Genomic DNA, 15,330 nt, shown 5'->3' on the forward strand with positions numbered 1-15,330 from the left:
CCGGGCCCGGGGCTCAGACCTCGACCCAGGGGGCGCCGTCCAGCACCTCGCGGACGGCGCTGGACCGGGCGGGGTCGCCGAGCAGCGTGCACGTCACGAACTCGGCGGCGAGGCGCTCGAACGTGCGCCCGCGCCGGAGCATGGCGTGCTTGCCGCCCGCGACCGCGATGTAGCCGACCCGCCCCGACTCCGACAGCCGCCGGGCCAGCTGGAGCGCGCGTTCCGGGCTGGCGATGCGGTCGTCGGTGCCGTGCACGACCAGCGTCCGGGTGTCCCCGAGCCGCACGCGGTCGGTGGTCTGGACCCACGGGTTGAGCGCCACGACGCTGCGCACCCCCGGCTCGACGCCACCGAGCAGGGCCGCGCGTCCGCCGAGCGAGTGGCCGACGAGCGCGACGGGGAGGTCGCCGTGCTGCTCGGCGACCTGCCCGAGCGCCCATGCCACGTCCATCACGGGGGTGGTGCCCGCGTCCCAGCCGCGGTGGGTGTTGAGCAGGCGGAGGACCGCCAGCCGCGACCGGCCGGCACGGGCGATCCGGCGAGCGACCGGGACCATCCGCAGGACCGAGAGCTGGGTCGGGCTGACCCTCACGCCCGCGCCGCGGCTGGCGCCGCCGTGCAGCACGAGGACGACGCCCTGCGGCTCGCGCGGCGTGTGGACCGGGATCAGCCGGGGCGTGCTCACCGCCCGAGGCCCGCGACGACCTCGGCGCCCGGCAGGTCGGCGAGGAGCCGGCCGGGGACGAGCAGCTTGGAGCGTCGTACGCCGCTGCCCAGCACGACCACCGGCTCCTCGAGCAGCGCCTCGTGGACCAGCACCCGCCAGCCCTCGGGCAGGCCGACCGGGGTGATCCCGCCGTACTCCATCCCGGTCTCGGCGACCGCACGGTCCATCGGCAGGAAGGAGCACTTGCGCACGTCGAGCATCTTGCGGACCAGCGTGTTGACGTCGGCGCGGGTGTCGGCGCGCACCACGCACGCGGCGATCCGCTCCTCGCCCGCCCGGGCGCCCGACACCACGACGCAGTTGCCGCTCGCCGTCATCGGGATGTCGAAGGCCTCGCTCATCGCTGCGGTGTCGGCGAGGTCGGGGTCGATCTCCACCACGGCGACCTCGGAGGCGCCCGCCCACCCGGCGAGGACGGCCGCGACGGGCGGCGCCACGAGCGTCGGGTGGTCGGCCGCGGGGAGGGAGGTCAGGGTCGGGAAGGAGGGGAGCGTCACGCGGTCATCATGCGTCATTCACCATGAGGTCACCCGCCGGTCCCCGGTCCGACGGCGAGGGCGCGCACGCTCGTTCCATGACGGTGACCCGCGAGGCTGCCCCGGGTTGGCACACGAGGACCTCGTCGTTGGTCCTCACGCCCGCCGTGGTCGCGCACCGCGGCGCCAGCGGTCACCGTCCCGAGCACACCCTCGACGCCTACCGGACCGCGATCCGGATGGGCGTCGACGACATCGAGCTCGACCTCGTCTCCACCAGGGACGGGGTGCTGGTCGCCCGCCACGACCTCGAGCTCAGCACGACCACCGACGTCGCGAGCCGCCCCGAGCTCGCCCACCTGCGGCGCACGCTCACGGTGGACGGCGTCGCGCAGCGCGGCTGGTTCGTCCAGGACTTCACGCTGCCCGAGCTCAAGACGCTCGCCACGCGCGAGCGGATGCCGCGCACCCGTCCCGCCAACACGGCGTACGACGGTGCCGAGGGCGTGCCGACGCTCACCGAGGTGCTGGCGATGGTCGGGGCCGAGTCGGCCCGCCGCGGTCGTGCGGTCGGGGTGCTGCTCGAGCTCAAGCACGCCACCCACCACGACCTGGCGGGGCTGCCCCTCGACGAGCCGCTCCTGCGCGACCTGGCACGCCACGGCCTCGACCACCCGTGGGCGCGGGTGAGCCTCATGTCGTTCGAGGCCCCGATCCTGCGTCGCCTCGCCGGCCGCACCCGGCTGCCGCTCGTCCAGCTCCTCGAGGACCACGACCCGGTGACGGCCGAGGCGCTGGACGCGATCGACGAGTACGCCGACGGCATCGGCCCCGACAAGGCGATGGTCCTGCCGCGCGACCGCACCGGCGCGATCGGCGGTCCCTCGAGCCTGGTCCGCGACGCCCACCGCCGCGGCCTGACCGTGCACGCGTGGACGGTGCGCGGGGAGAACCGGTTCCTGCCCAGCAACCTCCGCCACGGCGAGGCCCCCGACGCGCTCGGGGACATGTCCGCCGAGGTGCGCGCGCTGCTCGACGCCGGCGTCGACGGGGTCATCACCGACCACCCCGAGGGTGCCCTCGCGGCGGTGCGGGAGGTGCAAGGCCCAGCCTTGCACCGGCGTACGCTCACCTGGTGACGCACGCCTGCACCGACGCCTCGAAAGCCCTCCTCGAGCGGATCCGCGCATCCGTGATCGGCGACGACCAGGTGATGCAGGGCCCCTACGGCCCGCGCCGGGTGACCTACGCCGACTACACCGCGTCGGGCCGCAGCCTGACCTTCGTCGAGGACTTCATCCGCGCGCAGGTGCTGCCGGCCTACGCCAACACCCACACCGAGGCCAGCGGCACCGGCCTGCAGACCACCCGGCTGCGCGAGGACGCCCGCCGGATCATCCGCGACGCGGTCGGCGGCGACGACGAGACCGTGGTGGTCTTCTGCGGGTCCGGCTCCACGGCCGCGATCGACAAGCTCATCGGCATCCTCGGCCTGCGGATCCCGGCCGGCCTCGACGACACCTACCACCTGAGCGCGGCGATCCCGGCCGACCAGCGGCCGGTCGTCTTCATCGGCCCCTTCGAGCACCACTCCAACGAGGTCAGCTGGCGCGAGACGATCGCCGACGTCGTGACGATCCACGAGGACGCCGACGGCCTGGTCTCGCTCGACCACCTGCGCGAGGAGCTCGAGCGCCACGCCGACCGGCCGCTCAGGATCGGGTCCTTCTCGGCCGCCTCGAACGTCACCGGCATCGTCACCGACACCGAGGGGGTCGCCGACCTGCTCCACGAGCACGGTGCGCTGAGCTTCTGGGACTTCGCCGCGTGCGCGCCCTACGTCGACATCGAGATGTACGGCCCCGGCCGCTCGCGCAAGGACGCGATCTTCATCAGCCCGCACAAGTTCATCGGCGGGCCCGGCACGCCGGGCGTGCTGGTGGTGCGCAAGGAGCTGATGGCCAACCGGGTGCCGGTCGTGCCGGGCGGCGGCACGGTCATGTACGTCAACCCGACCGAGCACCGCTACCTCGACGACAAGGCCCACCGCGAGGAGGGCGGCACCCCCGCGATCGTCGAGTCGATCCGCGCCGGGCTGGTCTTCCAGCTCAAGCAGGCCGTCGGCGTCGAGACCATCCAGGCCCACGAGGAGCAGATGCTGCGCCGGGCCGTCGAGGAGTGGCGCGCCGAGCCGACGCTGCAGATCCTCGGCAACCTCGAGGCCCAGCGGCTCTCGATCGTGTCGTTCGTGATCAAGGCGCCCGACGGCTCCTACCTCCACCACAACTTCGTGGTCGCGCTGCTCAACGACCTCTTCGGCATCCAGACGCGCGGCGGCTGCTCGTGCGCCGGCCCCTACGGCCACCGGCTGCTCGACATCGACCTCGACACCAGCCACCAGTTCGAGCAGCAGATCGCCACCGGGTGCGAGGGCATCAAGCCCGGCTGGGTGCGGGTGAACTTCAACTACTTCGTCGACGAGGAGGTCTTCTCCTACGTCGTGGAGGCCGTGCGGCTCGTCGCCCGCGACGGCTGGCGGCTGCTCGGCGACTACCGCTTCGAGCCGGCCACCGGTCTCTGGCGGCACCGGGACGGGGCCGTCGAGCCACCGCTGCGCCTCGCCGACGTGTCCTACGCCGCCGACGGCACGATGACCTGGCCCAGCCACACGACGACGGCCCCCGCCTCGGTGCTCGGGGAGCACCTCGACGAGGGCCGCGCGATCATGGCCGCCGCCACGCCTCCGGACTGGTCGGACACCGCCCACCTCGGCGCGGAATTCGACGACCTCAGGTGGTTCGCGCTGCCGGCCGGCTCGCTGGCCTGATCACTGCTGGGTCCGGCGCGACGGCAGCACCGTCGCCACGAGCCCGGCGGCACCCGCCGCGATCCACGGGATCGGGAGCAGCCACCGCAGCTCGCCGGTCTCGACCACGTCGCCCTGGACCAGCGCCCACACCAGCACGATGCCGGCGAAGGCGACGCCCATCACGAGCTGGCCGATGTTGACCTGGTGGAAGCCCGAGTCCTGCTCGGGGGCGTCGAGCGGGCCGACCATCGGCTCGTCGTACGCGTCGGTCGCGGTGCCGTACACGTCGGTGTCGTAGCCGTCGTAGCTGTCGTACGTGCTGTCCGGATTGGTGTTCTCAGTCATGGCGCTGCTCCTCAGGCCGCTTCGCGGACGACGATCTCGCCGCCGACCAGGTCGATGGTGATGGACATGTCCGGGACGCCGTCGCCGCCGTCGAGGAACCCGTCCTGGGTGACGTCGAAGCCGTCGCTGCGCTGGTCGAAGACCCGGCTGTCGCCGCCGACCACGGACGTCTTGACGTCGACGTCCATGCCGTCGGGGACGACGACCTCGATCTGCCCGCCGACGCCGTCGATGGCGATGTCACGGCCGTCGAGCCCGTCGACGTCCGTGACGCCGGAGAGGTCGAGGGTGAAGTTGCCGGCGCCGAAGTCGTAGCTGTCGCGCACCTCGCCCGCGCTGGTCGGGGAGTAGCTCCGGTCACCGGTGTCGAAGTTGTCGCTGACGGTGGCACCGGCCGTGGCGAGCGCGGCGACCAGGCCGAGCGCGACCAGCCCGCCGGCGCGGCCCCAGAACGAGCCGACCAGCAGCATCAGTGCAGTGATGCCGAGCGCGAGCGCCGGGTAGGCGCTGTCCGCGACGGCCGTGCCGGCCAGGTCGACGACCCCCAGGACGCCCTCGGCCAGGGCGATCAGCGCGACCGTGAAGAGGAAGAGCTTCGGTCCGCGCTTGCGCGGGTTGCGGGGACGCTCGCGGACGTAGGAGGTCGGCGGCACCCATGAGTACGGCTGGGAGTACGGCTGGGAGTACGGCTGGGAGGAGGGCTGCTCGTAGGCCGGCCCGGCGGGCGCGTCCGTCACGGTCTCGGCCGTGCCCGAGCCAGTGCCGGTCTCGGCGCCGGCGTGGCTGCCGGCGTCCGCCTGCGCGAAGGTCGGTGCGGCGTAGCCGGGGTCGTACCCGTATCCGGTCTTCGGCTGCCGCGGGGCGGCCGAGCCCTTCTGCTTGTGGTTGAGGAACCACACGACGATCGCGGCGAGGATCGCCAGCGGCCACGGGAACCAGAACGCACCGGCCCAGTCGCCGACCGCGCACAGCACGGCGAGGACGCCGACGCCGGCGAGGGCGAGGGAGCGGTTGCGGCGGTCGAGGCCGAGGGGCTCGTCGTTGGTCCCCTCCTCGGGGACGAGCACCCAGGCACCCACGTAGGCGAGCAGGCCGGCGCCGCCGAAGAAGACCGCGACGACGAGGGCGACCCGCACGATGATCGGATCGATGTCGAGGTGGCGGGCAAGGCCACCGGCGACCCCGGCGATGTGCCGGTCGGTGACGCTGCGGCGCAGGCGGCCGAGGTCCTTCATCTCGTCCCGGCTGACGCGGGGTCCCTGCGTCGGACCGGGTGCCGGCTCCTGCGGCGGTGCGGGGTGCTGCTCGGTGGTGTCCATGCTCCAACTCTCGGCGCTGCGGGCGCTCCCCACCATCGGGGACAGCCCTGATCCTGCCGTGCTCGCCCCGGGTCGGGCTCAGGGTCCTCTCGGGGTCAGTCCTCATGGTCGCGCACGCGCGTGCCTGCGACGATGGAGCCACGATGTCGTACGCCAACCCCCCTCACCCCGCCTCCCCGCGGTCGCGCCCGGTCGGGCCGCGACGGGCCCACCGCGACACGTCGTCGTCGATCGTCGGGGGTGTCGCGGCCGGGCTGGCCACCCACCTGGCGGTGCCGGTGCTGTGGGTGCGCGTCTTCTTCGTGGCGACCGCGCTGCTGGGCGGCTTCGGCCTGATGCTCTACGCCGGCCTGTGGGTGTTCCTGCCCGCCGGCCAGGGCTTCGACGTCAGCTCGCCGGGCCTCGAGAGCGCGACCCGCACGGGCAAGCGCCCGGGCAAGCGGTCGCGGCTGCGCGACGCCGGACCGGCCATCGCGCTGGGCGCGCTGCTGTTCGGCGTCGTCCTGGGCTTCGAGGGGATCTTCGGGCAGGGCGCGCTCTTCTGGCCGGTCGTCCTCGGCATCGCCGGCGTCGCCCTGCTGTGGCGCCAGGCCGACGAGGCGCAGCGCGAGCGGTGGATCGACTCGTCGGGCCGGATCGACCCGTTCCGCGCGGTGTTCGGCAACGGTGGCTGGGCGGCCTACGCCCGCATCGCCGCCGGCCTCGGCCTCATCGTCACCGCACTGATCGTCTTCGCGGTCGTCGCCGGACAGGTGACCTTCGCCCTCCCGGTGCTGGTCGCCGGTCTGCTGGGCCTGGTCGGCCTCGCGATCGTCGTCGGGCCGTGGGTGATGCGCCTGGTCGACGACCTCGCCGCCGAGCGCGCCGAGCGCGTCCGCACCCAGGAGCGCGCCGACATGGCCGCCCACCTCCACGACTCGGTGCTCCAGACCCTCGCCCTGATCCAGAAGAACTCGGGCGACTCGACGATGGTCGCCCGGCTCGCCCGCTCCCAGGAGCGCGACCTGCGGCAGTGGCTCTTCGAGGCCGACACCACCGACGCGACCACGCTCGCCGGCGCCCTCAAGGAGATGGCCGCCGACGTCGAGACCCAGCACGACGTCGTCGTCGACGTCGTCACCGTCGGCGACTGCCCGCTCACCGAGGAGATCCGTCCCGTCGTGCACGCCGCGCGCGAGGCCGTCGTCAACGTCGCCAAGCACGCCGGCACCAAGCGCGCCGACGTCTTCGCCGAGACCTCGGACGACGCCGTGGACGTCTTCGTCCGCGATCGCGGGGCCGGCTTCGACGTCGACGCCGTCGCCGCCGACCGGCAGGGCGTCCGCAACAGCATCGTGGACCGGATGGCCCGCCACGGGGGTCGCGCCGACGTACGCTCGGCCCCCGACGAGGGCACCGAGGTCCGCCTCCACATGCCCCGCACCGCAGCACCCGACGAGGAGAACCGATGAGCCAGCCAGTCCGCGTCGTCCTGGTCGACGACCACGCGATGTTCCGCGCCGGGGTCCGCGCCGAGCTGGCCGCGACGGGTGCGGGTGTCGTGGAGGTCGTCGGCGAGGCCGCCGACGCCGATGCGGCGATCAAGGTGGTCGCCGACCTCCAGCCCCAGGTGGTGCTGCTGGACGTCCACCTGCCCGGCGGCGGAGGGGTCGAGGTGATGCGGCGCCAGCCGTCGCCCGACACGCTCTACCTCGCGCTGTCGGTCTCCGACGCGGCCGAGGACGTCATCGGCACGATCCGCGGCGGCGCCCGGGGCTACGTCACCAAGACGATCACCGGCCCCGAGCTCGTCGACGCGATCACCCGGGTGGCCGGGGGAGACGCCGTCTTCTCGCCGCGCCTGGCCGGCTTCGTCCTCGACGCCTTCGCCGGCTCGATCGACGTCGCGGCTGTCGACGAGGACCTCGACCGCCTCACCGAGCGCGAGCGCGAGGTGATGCGCCTGATCGCCCGCGGCTACGCCTACAAGGAGGTCGCGAAGGAGCTCTTCATCTCGGTGAAGACGGTCGAGACCCACATGTCCTCGGTGCTGCGCAAGCTCCAGCTCTCGAGCCGTCACGAGCTCACGAAGTGGGCCTCCGACCGCCGCCTGCTCTGAGCCCTTCGGGGTGGGGTGCAGTTGACAACGCCCGCCGGGACCGATGGGGTCGGTGGATGTCAGACACCGCCACTGCGCCCCCACTGGACGAGGACGACAGCGAGCTCAAGCGCTCGATCACCGGTCGCCTGCTCTTCTTCTACACCCTGGGCGACGTGCTCGGGTCCGGCATCTACGTCCTCATCGGACTGGTCGCCGCCGCCGTGGGCGGGGCCTTCTGGATCGCCTTCGCGCTCGGCGTGACGGTCGCGGCGATCACCGGGGCGGCGTACGCCGAGCTGGTGACGAAGTACCCGCAGGCGGCCGGGGCCTCGCTCTACGTCAACAAGGCGTTCGGCAGTCGTCCGCTGACCTTCCTCATCACGGTGTCGTTCCTGGCCGCGAGCATGGCGGCCTCGGGCTCGCTGGCCGTCGGCTTCGCCTCCTACTTCGACACGCTGTGGTCCGGCCCGCCGGCGCTCCTCGTCTCGCTGGTCTTCGTGGCCCTGCTCGTCGTGGTCAACTTCATCGGCATCACCGAGTCGGTGGTGATGAACATGCTGATGACCTTCGTCGAGGTGGCCGGGCTGCTGATCGTGCTGGTCATCGGCATCGTCTACGTCTTCCAGGGCAACGCCGACTTCGGCGTGCTGACCCACATCGACACCGGTGGCGACTTCGGCAGCCCGGCGCTCGCCGTGCTCGCCGGCATCTCGTTCTCCTTCTTCGCCATGACCGGCTTCGAGAACACCGCCAACGTCGCCGAGGAGACCATCGACCCCTACAAGTCGTTCCCGCGCTCGCTGGTCGGCGGCATGGTCGTGGCCGGTCTGGTCTACGTGCTCGTCTCGATGGCCGCCGCGCTGACGGTGCCGACGGAGACCCTGGCCACGTCCGACGCGGCGCTCCTCGAGGTGGTCAAGGCGGGCATCCTGCCCTTCTCCACCGACCTGATGACCACGCTCTTCTCGATCATCGCGCTGGTCGCGATCACCAACACCACGCTGGTCACGATCGTCACCCAGCCGCGCGTCCTCTACGGCATGGCCCGCCAGGACGTGGTGCCGGCGGTCTTCGCCAAGATCCACCCGGTCCGCCGCAGCCCGTGGGTCGGCCTGATTTTCTCCGGGCTCGTCGTCGGCTCGCTGCTCGTCATCGGCACGCTCGTCACCGAGGCCGGCGGCGGCATCGACCTGGTCGGTCGTTTGGCCACCGTCACGGTGGTGCTGCTGCTCGCGATCTACGCGCTGGTCATCGTGGCGTGCCTTCGGCTGCGCGGTCGCGACGAGCACGACCAGGTCTTCCACGCCAGCACGCCGCTGCTGGTCCTCGGCTTCGTCGGCAACGTCGCCATCCTCGGCTTCACCGTCTACGACGACCCGCACTCGCTCATCTGGTGTGCCGGCCTGCTGGGGGTCGGCCTCGTGCTCTTCCTGGCCGAGTACTTCTTCGGCAGCAAGGGCACCGGAGCCACCACCCCCGACCTCGAGGAGGTCTGATGCACGTCATCGTCGCGACCGACGGCTCGAAGCAGTCCCTGGCCGCAGCCAAGCAGCTCAAGGCGTTCGCCGACCCGACCAAGATCACCGAGATCTCGGTGGTCGCGGTGATCCGGCCGCTGGCGTCGGTCGCCTTCGCCGACGACCTGTCGGAGGGCAGGATCGACGGCTCCTTCCGCGATGCCGCCCAGGGCGCGGTCGACGCGATCGCCGCCGTCTACGACGAGTGGGGACCCAAGGTCAACAAGCGCATCCGCAGCGGGTCAGCGGCCAACGAGATCATCAAGGCAGCCAAGCAGTACGACGCCGGGCTTGTGGTGGTCGCAGCCGGCGGCCGCGGCCTGACCGACGGCGTCCTGGTGGGCAGCACGGCGCAGCGCGTGCAGCACTACGCGCCGTGCCCCGTGCTCGTCGTGCGACCGGCGCCACGGAAGCCGCGCAAGCGCTGACCTCGTCCTAGGGTGTCGGCCATGGAGACCCTGCGCCTGGTGCTGCTGTTCGTCCACATCCTCGGCTTCGCCGCCCTGCTCGGCGGGCTCCTGGTGCAGGCGCGCGAGGAGACCAGGTCGGTCAACCCGCTGGTGCGCGACGGGGCGGGTACGGCGTTCCTCGCCGGCCTGCTGCTCGTCGGCGTGCTGGAGGCCGGCGACGGCGACGTCAACCACGCGAAGATCGGCGTGAAGTTCGCCATCGGCCTGGTGATCCTGGTGCTGGTGATGGTCAACATGCGCAAGCCGAGCATCCCGCAGGGGCTCTACCTCGCCCTCCTCGGGCTGACGCTGCTCAACATCGCGGTGGCCGTGTTCTGGTCGCCCGCGCACGCCTGACCCTCAGGCGCCGGGCCCCGACACGTGGGCCCTGAGCCTGCCGGCGACGGCCGCGCGGACCTGCGGGTCCGCGAGCAGCGCGGCGCGGTCGACCTCGCCGCGCAGGTAGCCCTGGCCGAGGGCGTGCGCCGGGGTGTCCTCCGGCAGGGTCGCGACCACGGCGGCCAGCACGCTGTCGAAGGCCCCGGCCGTCCCGGGCGGGTCCTCGCGACGCAGCTCGGCGAACGCGGCCCGGGTCGCCGCAGCCAGCTCGCGCTGCGCCTCGGGATCCCGGTGAGCGCGGGCGACCCGGTCGGCGCGCTCGTCGTCGGTGAGGTCCAGGAGCGGGCGGTCGCCCGGGACCGCGGCGCTCACGGCGTGCCCCCGATGTCCGTCGGCGGCGGGTTGATCGCGGGGAAGTCCAGGTCCGCGTTCTCCAGGCCCTCCAGCAGGGCGCCGAGCCCGTGGACCGCGCCGATGACCATGTCGATGGCCAGCCGCCCCAGGGTGACCCACGTGCTGATCTTGCGCAGGAGGTTGGTGAGGGTCGAGTCGATCGAGGTCAGGTCGATGCTGACCAGGTCGACGATCGCCTGCAGCGCCTCGAGGGCCAGGTCGGCCCACAGCACCGCCATCCAGGCCTGGTTGTTCATCTGCTGCTCGACGTTGCGCAACGCCTCCGCGTGCCGGTCGAGCTGCTCGGCGAAGCGATCGAGGTTGGCGTAGGCGGCGTTGGCGGCGAGGCCCTGCCAGTCGCCGTGGAGCCGGTTGTAGCCGGCGCCGATCTCGCCCGAGACGCGGAAGTGGAAGTCACTCAGCGCGCCGAGCGCGAGCGCGACCTCGTGGACCTCGCCCCAGTCGCCCTTGACGTCGTCGAGCTGGCGGGCGAGGTCGGCGGTCGGCCCGGCGATCGGACCGCCCGTGAAGATCCAGAGCACCCACTCGAGGCTGACCACGACGCCGACGACGTCCGCGAAGGTCTGCCAGCCGGTCATCGTGTCGACGAGCAGGTCGGTCGGCGCGGCCAGGGTCGACGCGAGGTCGGCGGCGTCGGCCCCGGCCGTCTCGCCACGGTGCGCGATGACGGTGGTGTCGTCGACGTAGTCGGGACTGCCGCACAGGGCGAGCAGCTCGTCGAACTGCTCGCGCGTCGCGGCGTCGACCGCCTCGTAGTCGTCCGCGACGTCGCGCATGGCCCGGGCCGCGTCACGGTAGTAGGAGGTGACCTCGCCGCCCGGCTGGTAGACCCCGATCAGCGTCGTGCGCGCCTGCTGCACGCGCTGGCGGATGTCGGCGTACAGCGTGCCGGCAGCGGCGCTCGGCGCGAGGTCGACCCAGGTCCGGGTGTAGTCGAGGGCCGGCGTCATCGCTCCTTCGAGCTGGTCCAGGACGGCAGCGAAGTCCCGCAGTGCCGGTGGCCTCACGTGGAAGTCCGTCATGGTCGTCGTGTCCCCCGTGGTGGCCGTGCGAAACGGTGTCCACAGGACTCGGTACCAAAGGACGAGGGTGTCGCACGTCCCGCCTAGGCTGGGGGATGACATGAGCCCCACAGACACACCCCTCGTCGATGCGCACCGCGGCAACCCCCTCCTCGACGGCCTCAACGAGCCCCAGCGCGCTGCCGTCGTGCACTCCGGTGCGCCGCTGCTCGTGGTCGCGGGTGCCGGGTCCGGCAAGACCCGGGTGCTCACCCGGCGCATCGCCTGGCTGATCAACGAGCGCAAGGCGCACCCCGGCTCGATCCTGGCGATCACCTTCACCAACAAGGCCGCCGCCGAGATGAAGGCGCGCGTCGAGGACCTCGTCGGCAAGCGCGCGCGGATCATGTGGGTCTCGACGTTCCACTCGGCCTGCGTGCGGATCCTGCGCAAGGAGATCGACCGCGTCGGCTTCAAGTCCAACTTCTCGATCTACGACGCCGCCGACTCCAAGCGGCTGATGACGATCGTGCTGCGCGACCTCGAGCTCGACCCCAAGCGCTACCAGCCCAACGCCGTGCTCAACTGGGTCTCCGACCAGAAGAACGAGCTCCGTGACGCGGAGGACGCCGCCAAGGAGGCGCGCAACTCGTTCGAGGAGGCCTACGCCAAGGCCTTCGCGAGCTACCAGCGCCGCCTGCGCGAGGCCAACGCCCTCGACTTCGACGACCTCATCATGACCACGGTCCACCTGCTGCAGGCCTTCCCCGACGTGCGGGAGAACTACCGCCGCCGGTTCCGCCACGTGCTGGTGGACGAGTACCAGGACACCAACCACGCCCAGTACAGCCTGATCCAGCAGCTCTGCGGACAGGTCTTCGAGGAGCTCGAGACCGAGGTCGCGGGGGAGCAGGTCGAGCCGAGCGAGCTGATGGTCGTCGGTGACGCCGACCAGTCGATCTACGCCTTCCGCGGCGCCGACATCCGCAACATCCTCGACTTCGAGCAGGACTTCCCCAACGCGACGACGATTCTGCTCGAGCAGAACTACCGCTCCACGCAGACCATCCTCAGCGCCGCCAACTCCGTCATCGGCAACAACCGCGGCCGCAAGCCCAAGCGGCTGTGGACCGACGCGGGCGAGGGCGAGCGGATCGTCGGCTACGTCTCCGACGACGAGCACGACGAGGCCCGCTTCGTCAGCGAGGAGATCGACAAGCTCGTCGACGACGCCGGCGTGAAGCCGTCCGACGTCGCGGTCTTCTACCGCACCAACGCGCAGTCCCGCGTGTTCGAGGAGGTGTTCATCCGCACCGGCCAGCCCTACAAGGTCGTCGGCGGGGTCCGCTTCTACGAGCGGCGCGAGGTCCGCGACGCGCTGGCCTACCTCCGGGTGCTGGTCAACACCGCCGACGAGATCTCGCTGCGGCGGGTGCTCAACACGCCCAAGCGCGGCATCGGCGACCGCGCCGAGGCGTGCATCGCGGCGCTGGCCAACCGCGACCGGATCACCTTCTGGGAGGCACTGACCCGCGCCGCCGAGGCGCCCGGCCTGGCGACGCGCAGCCTCAAGAACATCGAGGGCTTCGTCGCGATCATCCAGGAGCTCCAGTCGATGGTCGAGGCCGACGAGCGCCCCGACGTGATCCTGGAGTCCGTCCTCGAGCGCTCCGGCTACCTCGCCGAGCTCGAGGCCAGCGACGACCCCCAGGACGGCACCCGCGTGGAGAACCTCGCCGAGCTCGTCGCCGTCGCGCGCGAGTTCGCCGAGGACCCGCAGCCCGGGCCGAGTGCCGACCCGGCCGAGGTCGAGGCCGGCACCGTCGCCGTCGGCCTCGGCGACTTCCTCGAGCGCGTCGCCCTCGTCGCCGACGCCGACCAGATCCCCGACGCCCCCGACGGCGAGGACCTCGGGGTGGTCACGCTGATGACCCTCCACACCGCCAAGGGCCTCGAGTTCCCGGTCGTCTTCCTCACCGGTCTCGAGGACGGCGTCTTCCCGCACCAGCGCTCGCTCGGTGACCAGCCCGAGCTCGAGGAGGAGCGCCGGCTGGCCTACGTCGGCCTCACCCGCGCGGAGAAGCGCCTCTACATCTCCCGCGCCCTGGTGCGCTCCGCCTGGGGCGCGCCCAGCCACAACCCGGCCAGCCGCTTCCTCGACGAGCTCCCGGTCGACCTCGTCGACTGGCGGCGCACCGCTGCCGACCAGACCCGCTGGGGCCGACCCGACCACGCCGGCGGCTCCACCCGCCTCGGCACCCCCACTGACGCCGGCCGCCGCAACTTCAGCTCGGCCGCGCTCCGCGCCGACGCCGCCTCCAAGGCCAAGCCCGCCCGCGAGATCCCGAGCCTCTCGCCCGGCGACCGCGTGGTCCACGACTCCTTCGGGATGGGCACGGTCGTCGCCGTCGACGGGGTCGCCGACAAGTCCGTCGCCTCCATCGACTTCGGCTCCGAAGGCGTCAAGCGCCTGCTCCTGCGCTACGCCCCGGTCGAGAAGCTCTAGTCCCCGCAGCCGCCCGGGCGGTGCGTGAGGCACGTTCTCGGCGCTCAGAAGGTGGCACACTCACCGCTGCCGGGCGGGTCGGCGTACGACACTCCCGTGGGCGGTGCGTGAGCCACACTCTCGGCGGCACGATGGTGGCTCACTCACCGCTGGCGCGCGGGTCGGCGTACGACGCTCCCGCGGGCGGTGCGTGAGCCACACTCTCGGCGGCCCGATGGTGGCTCACTCACCGCTGGTCGGCGCCGCGCGCGGGACACGCCGACGCGTCGGTGGCCCACCCACATCCGGCGGCGCGGGAAGGTGGCTCACTCACCGCTGACGAGGCGCCGAGGGCACGCCGAGGCACGCTCAAGCGCGGGAGCTACCCGATCGTCCGTGACGACGACACTGCGGGAGCAGCGTCGATCAGGGAACGACGCCGTGGGCGACGAACTCCGGGAAGGGGTCGACCGGGCCGCCGCCACCGGGGCGGACCTCGACGTGGAGGTGCGAGCCGGTGACGTTGCCGGTGGCGCCGACGGTGCCGATGGTCTCGCCGCCTGTGACCTGGTCGCCGACGGAGACGTAGATCGTGGTCTGGTGGCAGTACCAGATCTCGGTGCCGTCCTCGAGGGTGACGACGGTCTTGTTGCCGTAGGCGCCGTCGTAGCCGGTGAAGGTCACGGTGCCGTTGGCCACGGAGTGGATCGGGTCACCGGTGTTGCCGTTGAAGTCGAGACCGGTGTGGTAGTTCGCCCAGAGGCCGTACTGCCCGAAGACGGCGGTGATCTGGTAGTTGTCGAGGGGGAGAACCCACTTGTTCTCCTTGATCTTCGCCGCCTGCTTCTCGGCGGCCTTGCGCATCTCGTCGAGCTTGGCCGTGCGCTCGGCCATCTGCTTCTCGGCGAGCGCGACCAGCTCGGGGTCGGTCTCCTCGCCGGCCTCGCGGGTGTAGTCGCGGCTGGTGACCGTGCCGCGGCGGGCGAGGGCCTGGCCGGCCTTCGTGCCGATCGAGCCGGCGGCGTCGACGGAGGAACCGGCGCTGGCGAGGGCCGAGACGTCGGCACCCGAGGCGGTCACGGCGCCGCCCGCGGAGATCGCGAGGACCGCGACACCGGCGACGAGGGGGAGGGACGGAAGCGACCGCAGGCGGACGGTCGAGCGGCGGGGGGCTTCTGCTCGCCGCTTCCCGTTCACGGGTGCAGGCGTGGCCGAGGTGCGGCGCTTGGGTGCGCGCTCCGCTCGGTGGTTGCCCATAGGGGTGGTTACCAATCTGCCGTGTCGTCAGGGGGGTCCGGTCGGCAAGACCGCGACCGACCATAACGGAAAGATCACGGGTAAGTGCAACTGTCGATCAAATTGATGTGCA

General features: G+C 72.1%; 15 protein-coding genes. 8 read left to right on the forward strand and 7 right to left on the reverse strand.

The window, feature by feature from the left end; all coding sequences use genetic code 11:
• Window positions 1-13: 13 nt before the first annotated feature.
• Together BLV76_RS12310 and BLV76_RS12315 are read right to left on the reverse strand one after the other, a co-directional pair.
• Window positions 14-685 carry an alpha/beta hydrolase gene (locus BLV76_RS12310; RefSeq protein WP_175539656.1) on the reverse strand — a complete coding sequence of 224 codons (672 nt, stop codon included), beginning with the start codon at window positions 683-685 and terminating at the stop codon, window positions 14-16.
• Window positions 682-1,224 (reverse strand): YbaK/EbsC family protein, encoded by a 543-nt coding sequence (locus BLV76_RS12315; protein WP_245734649.1) that lies wholly within the window; start codon window positions 1,222-1,224, stop codon window positions 682-684. The genes BLV76_RS12310 and BLV76_RS12315 overlap by 4 nt, the downstream gene beginning before the upstream one ends.
• Window positions 1,225-1,301: 77 nt before the next feature.
• On the opposite strand from BLV76_RS12315, the gene BLV76_RS12320 reads away from it, so the two are divergent.
• Window positions 1,302-2,342 carry a glycerophosphodiester phosphodiesterase family protein gene (locus tag BLV76_RS12320; protein ID WP_090969396.1) on the forward strand — a complete coding sequence of 347 codons (1,041 nt, stop codon included), beginning with the start codon at window positions 1,302-1,304 and terminating at the stop codon, window positions 2,340-2,342.
• Window positions 2,339-4,030: an aminotransferase class V-fold PLP-dependent enzyme gene (locus BLV76_RS12325; protein WP_245734650.1), complete on the forward strand. Its 1,692-nt coding sequence runs from the start codon at window positions 2,339-2,341 to the stop codon at window positions 4,028-4,030. Before BLV76_RS12320 ends, BLV76_RS12325 begins: the two co-directional genes overlap by 4 nt.
• On the opposite strand, the gene BLV76_RS12330 is transcribed toward BLV76_RS12325, so the two are convergent.
• Entirely contained in the window at window positions 4,031-4,357 is a 327-nt protein-coding gene (locus tag BLV76_RS12330; RefSeq protein WP_090969397.1) for a hypothetical protein, read from the reverse strand. It abuts the gene before it with no gap.
• 11 nt (window positions 4,358-4,368) lie between these two features.
• Window positions 4,369-5,676 (reverse strand): PspC domain-containing protein, encoded by a 1,308-nt coding sequence (locus BLV76_RS12335; RefSeq protein WP_175539657.1) that lies wholly within the window; start codon window positions 5,674-5,676, stop codon window positions 4,369-4,371.
• A 143-nt stretch (window positions 5,677-5,819) separates the two neighbouring features.
• Between BLV76_RS12335 and BLV76_RS12340 the strand changes: the two genes are divergently transcribed.
• The 5 genes from BLV76_RS12340 to BLV76_RS12360 are packed head-to-tail and all read left to right on the forward strand — an operon-like array spanning window position 5,820 to window position 10,079.
• Window positions 5,820-7,127: an ATP-binding protein gene (locus BLV76_RS12340; protein ID WP_090969399.1), complete on the forward strand. Its 1,308-nt coding sequence runs from the start codon at window positions 5,820-5,822 to the stop codon at window positions 7,125-7,127.
• Entirely contained in the window at window positions 7,124-7,774 is a 651-nt protein-coding gene (locus tag BLV76_RS12345; RefSeq protein WP_090969400.1) for a LuxR C-terminal-related transcriptional regulator, read from the forward strand. Before BLV76_RS12340 ends, BLV76_RS12345 begins: the two co-directional genes overlap by 4 nt.
• 56 nt (window positions 7,775-7,830) lie before the next feature.
• Window positions 7,831-9,252, forward strand: coding sequence for an APC family permease (locus BLV76_RS12350; RefSeq protein ID WP_090969401.1), 1,422 nt, complete (start codon window positions 7,831-7,833; stop codon window positions 9,250-9,252).
• The gene (locus tag BLV76_RS12355) at window positions 9,252-9,701 is read left to right on the forward strand and encodes a universal stress protein (RefSeq protein WP_090969402.1); all 450 of its coding nucleotides are present in this window, start codon (window positions 9,252-9,254) and stop codon (window positions 9,699-9,701) included. Before BLV76_RS12350 ends, BLV76_RS12355 begins: the two co-directional genes overlap by 1 nt.
• Before the next feature lie 21 nt (window positions 9,702-9,722).
• A complete protein-coding gene (locus BLV76_RS12360) occupies window positions 9,723-10,079 on the forward strand; it encodes a hypothetical protein (protein WP_090969403.1) in 357 nt (118 codons plus the stop codon).
• A gap of 3 nt (window positions 10,080-10,082) precedes the next feature.
• Here BLV76_RS12360 and BLV76_RS12365 read toward each other — a convergent pair whose 3' ends face one another.
• Both BLV76_RS12365 and BLV76_RS12370 read right to left on the reverse strand, forming a co-directional pair.
• Window positions 10,083-10,433 carry a hypothetical protein gene (locus BLV76_RS12365; protein WP_090969404.1) on the reverse strand — a complete coding sequence of 117 codons (351 nt, stop codon included), beginning with the start codon at window positions 10,431-10,433 and terminating at the stop codon, window positions 10,083-10,085.
• The gene (locus tag BLV76_RS12370; protein WP_090969405.1) at window positions 10,430-11,497 is read right to left on the reverse strand and encodes a hypothetical protein; all 1,068 of its coding nucleotides are present in this window, start codon (window positions 11,495-11,497) and stop codon (window positions 10,430-10,432) included. The genes BLV76_RS12365 and BLV76_RS12370 overlap by 4 nt, the downstream gene beginning before the upstream one ends.
• A gap of 100 nt (window positions 11,498-11,597) precedes the next feature.
• On the opposite strand from BLV76_RS12370, the gene pcrA reads away from it, so the two are divergent.
• Window positions 11,598-13,982 carry a DNA helicase PcrA gene (gene pcrA / locus BLV76_RS12375; protein WP_090969406.1) on the forward strand — a complete coding sequence of 795 codons (2,385 nt, stop codon included), beginning with the start codon at window positions 11,598-11,600 and terminating at the stop codon, window positions 13,980-13,982.
• 405 nt (window positions 13,983-14,387) lie between these two features.
• Here pcrA and BLV76_RS12380 read toward each other — a convergent pair whose 3' ends face one another.
• The gene (locus tag BLV76_RS12380) at window positions 14,388-15,218 is read right to left on the reverse strand and encodes a M23 family metallopeptidase (protein ID WP_090969407.1); all 831 of its coding nucleotides are present in this window, start codon (window positions 15,216-15,218) and stop codon (window positions 14,388-14,390) included.
• Window positions 15,219-15,330: the final 112 nt, after the last annotated feature.

It is taken from the genome of Nocardioides exalbidus, assembly GCF_900105585.1.
GTDB classification, from domain to species: domain Bacteria; phylum Actinomycetota; class Actinomycetes; order Propionibacteriales; family Nocardioidaceae; genus Nocardioides; species Nocardioides exalbidus.

Excerpts from the sequence above, each read along its gene's own strand:
- BLV76_RS12320 (WP_090969396.1), top strand. The coding sequence starts at position 1,302 with ATGACGGTGACCCGCGAGGCTGCCCCGGGTTGGCACACGAGGACCTCG.
- BLV76_RS12330 (WP_090969397.1), bottom strand. The coding sequence starts at position 4,357 with ATGACTGAGAACACCAATCCGGACAGCACGTACGACAGCTACGACGGC.
- BLV76_RS12335 (WP_175539657.1), bottom strand. The coding sequence starts at position 5,676 with ATGGACACCACCGAGCAGCACCCCGCACCGCCGCAGGAGCCGGCACCC.
- BLV76_RS12340 (WP_090969399.1), top strand. The coding sequence starts at position 5,820 with ATGTCGTACGCCAACCCCCCTCACCCCGCCTCCCCGCGGTCGCGCCCG.
- BLV76_RS12345 (WP_090969400.1), top strand. The coding sequence starts at position 7,124 with ATGAGCCAGCCAGTCCGCGTCGTCCTGGTCGACGACCACGCGATGTTC.
- BLV76_RS12350 (WP_090969401.1), top strand. The coding sequence starts at position 7,831 with ATGTCAGACACCGCCACTGCGCCCCCACTGGACGAGGACGACAGCGAG.
- BLV76_RS12355 (WP_090969402.1), top strand. The coding sequence starts at position 9,252 with ATGCACGTCATCGTCGCGACCGACGGCTCGAAGCAGTCCCTGGCCGCA.
- BLV76_RS12360 (WP_090969403.1), top strand. The coding sequence starts at position 9,723 with ATGGAGACCCTGCGCCTGGTGCTGCTGTTCGTCCACATCCTCGGCTTC.
- BLV76_RS12370 (WP_090969405.1), bottom strand. The coding sequence starts at position 11,497 with ATGACGGACTTCCACGTGAGGCCACCGGCACTGCGGGACTTCGCTGCC.
- pcrA (WP_090969406.1), top strand. The coding sequence starts at position 11,598 with ATGAGCCCCACAGACACACCCCTCGTCGATGCGCACCGCGGCAACCCC.
- BLV76_RS12380 (WP_090969407.1), bottom strand. The coding sequence starts at position 15,218 with ATGGGCAACCACCGAGCGGAGCGCGCACCCAAGCGCCGCACCTCGGCC.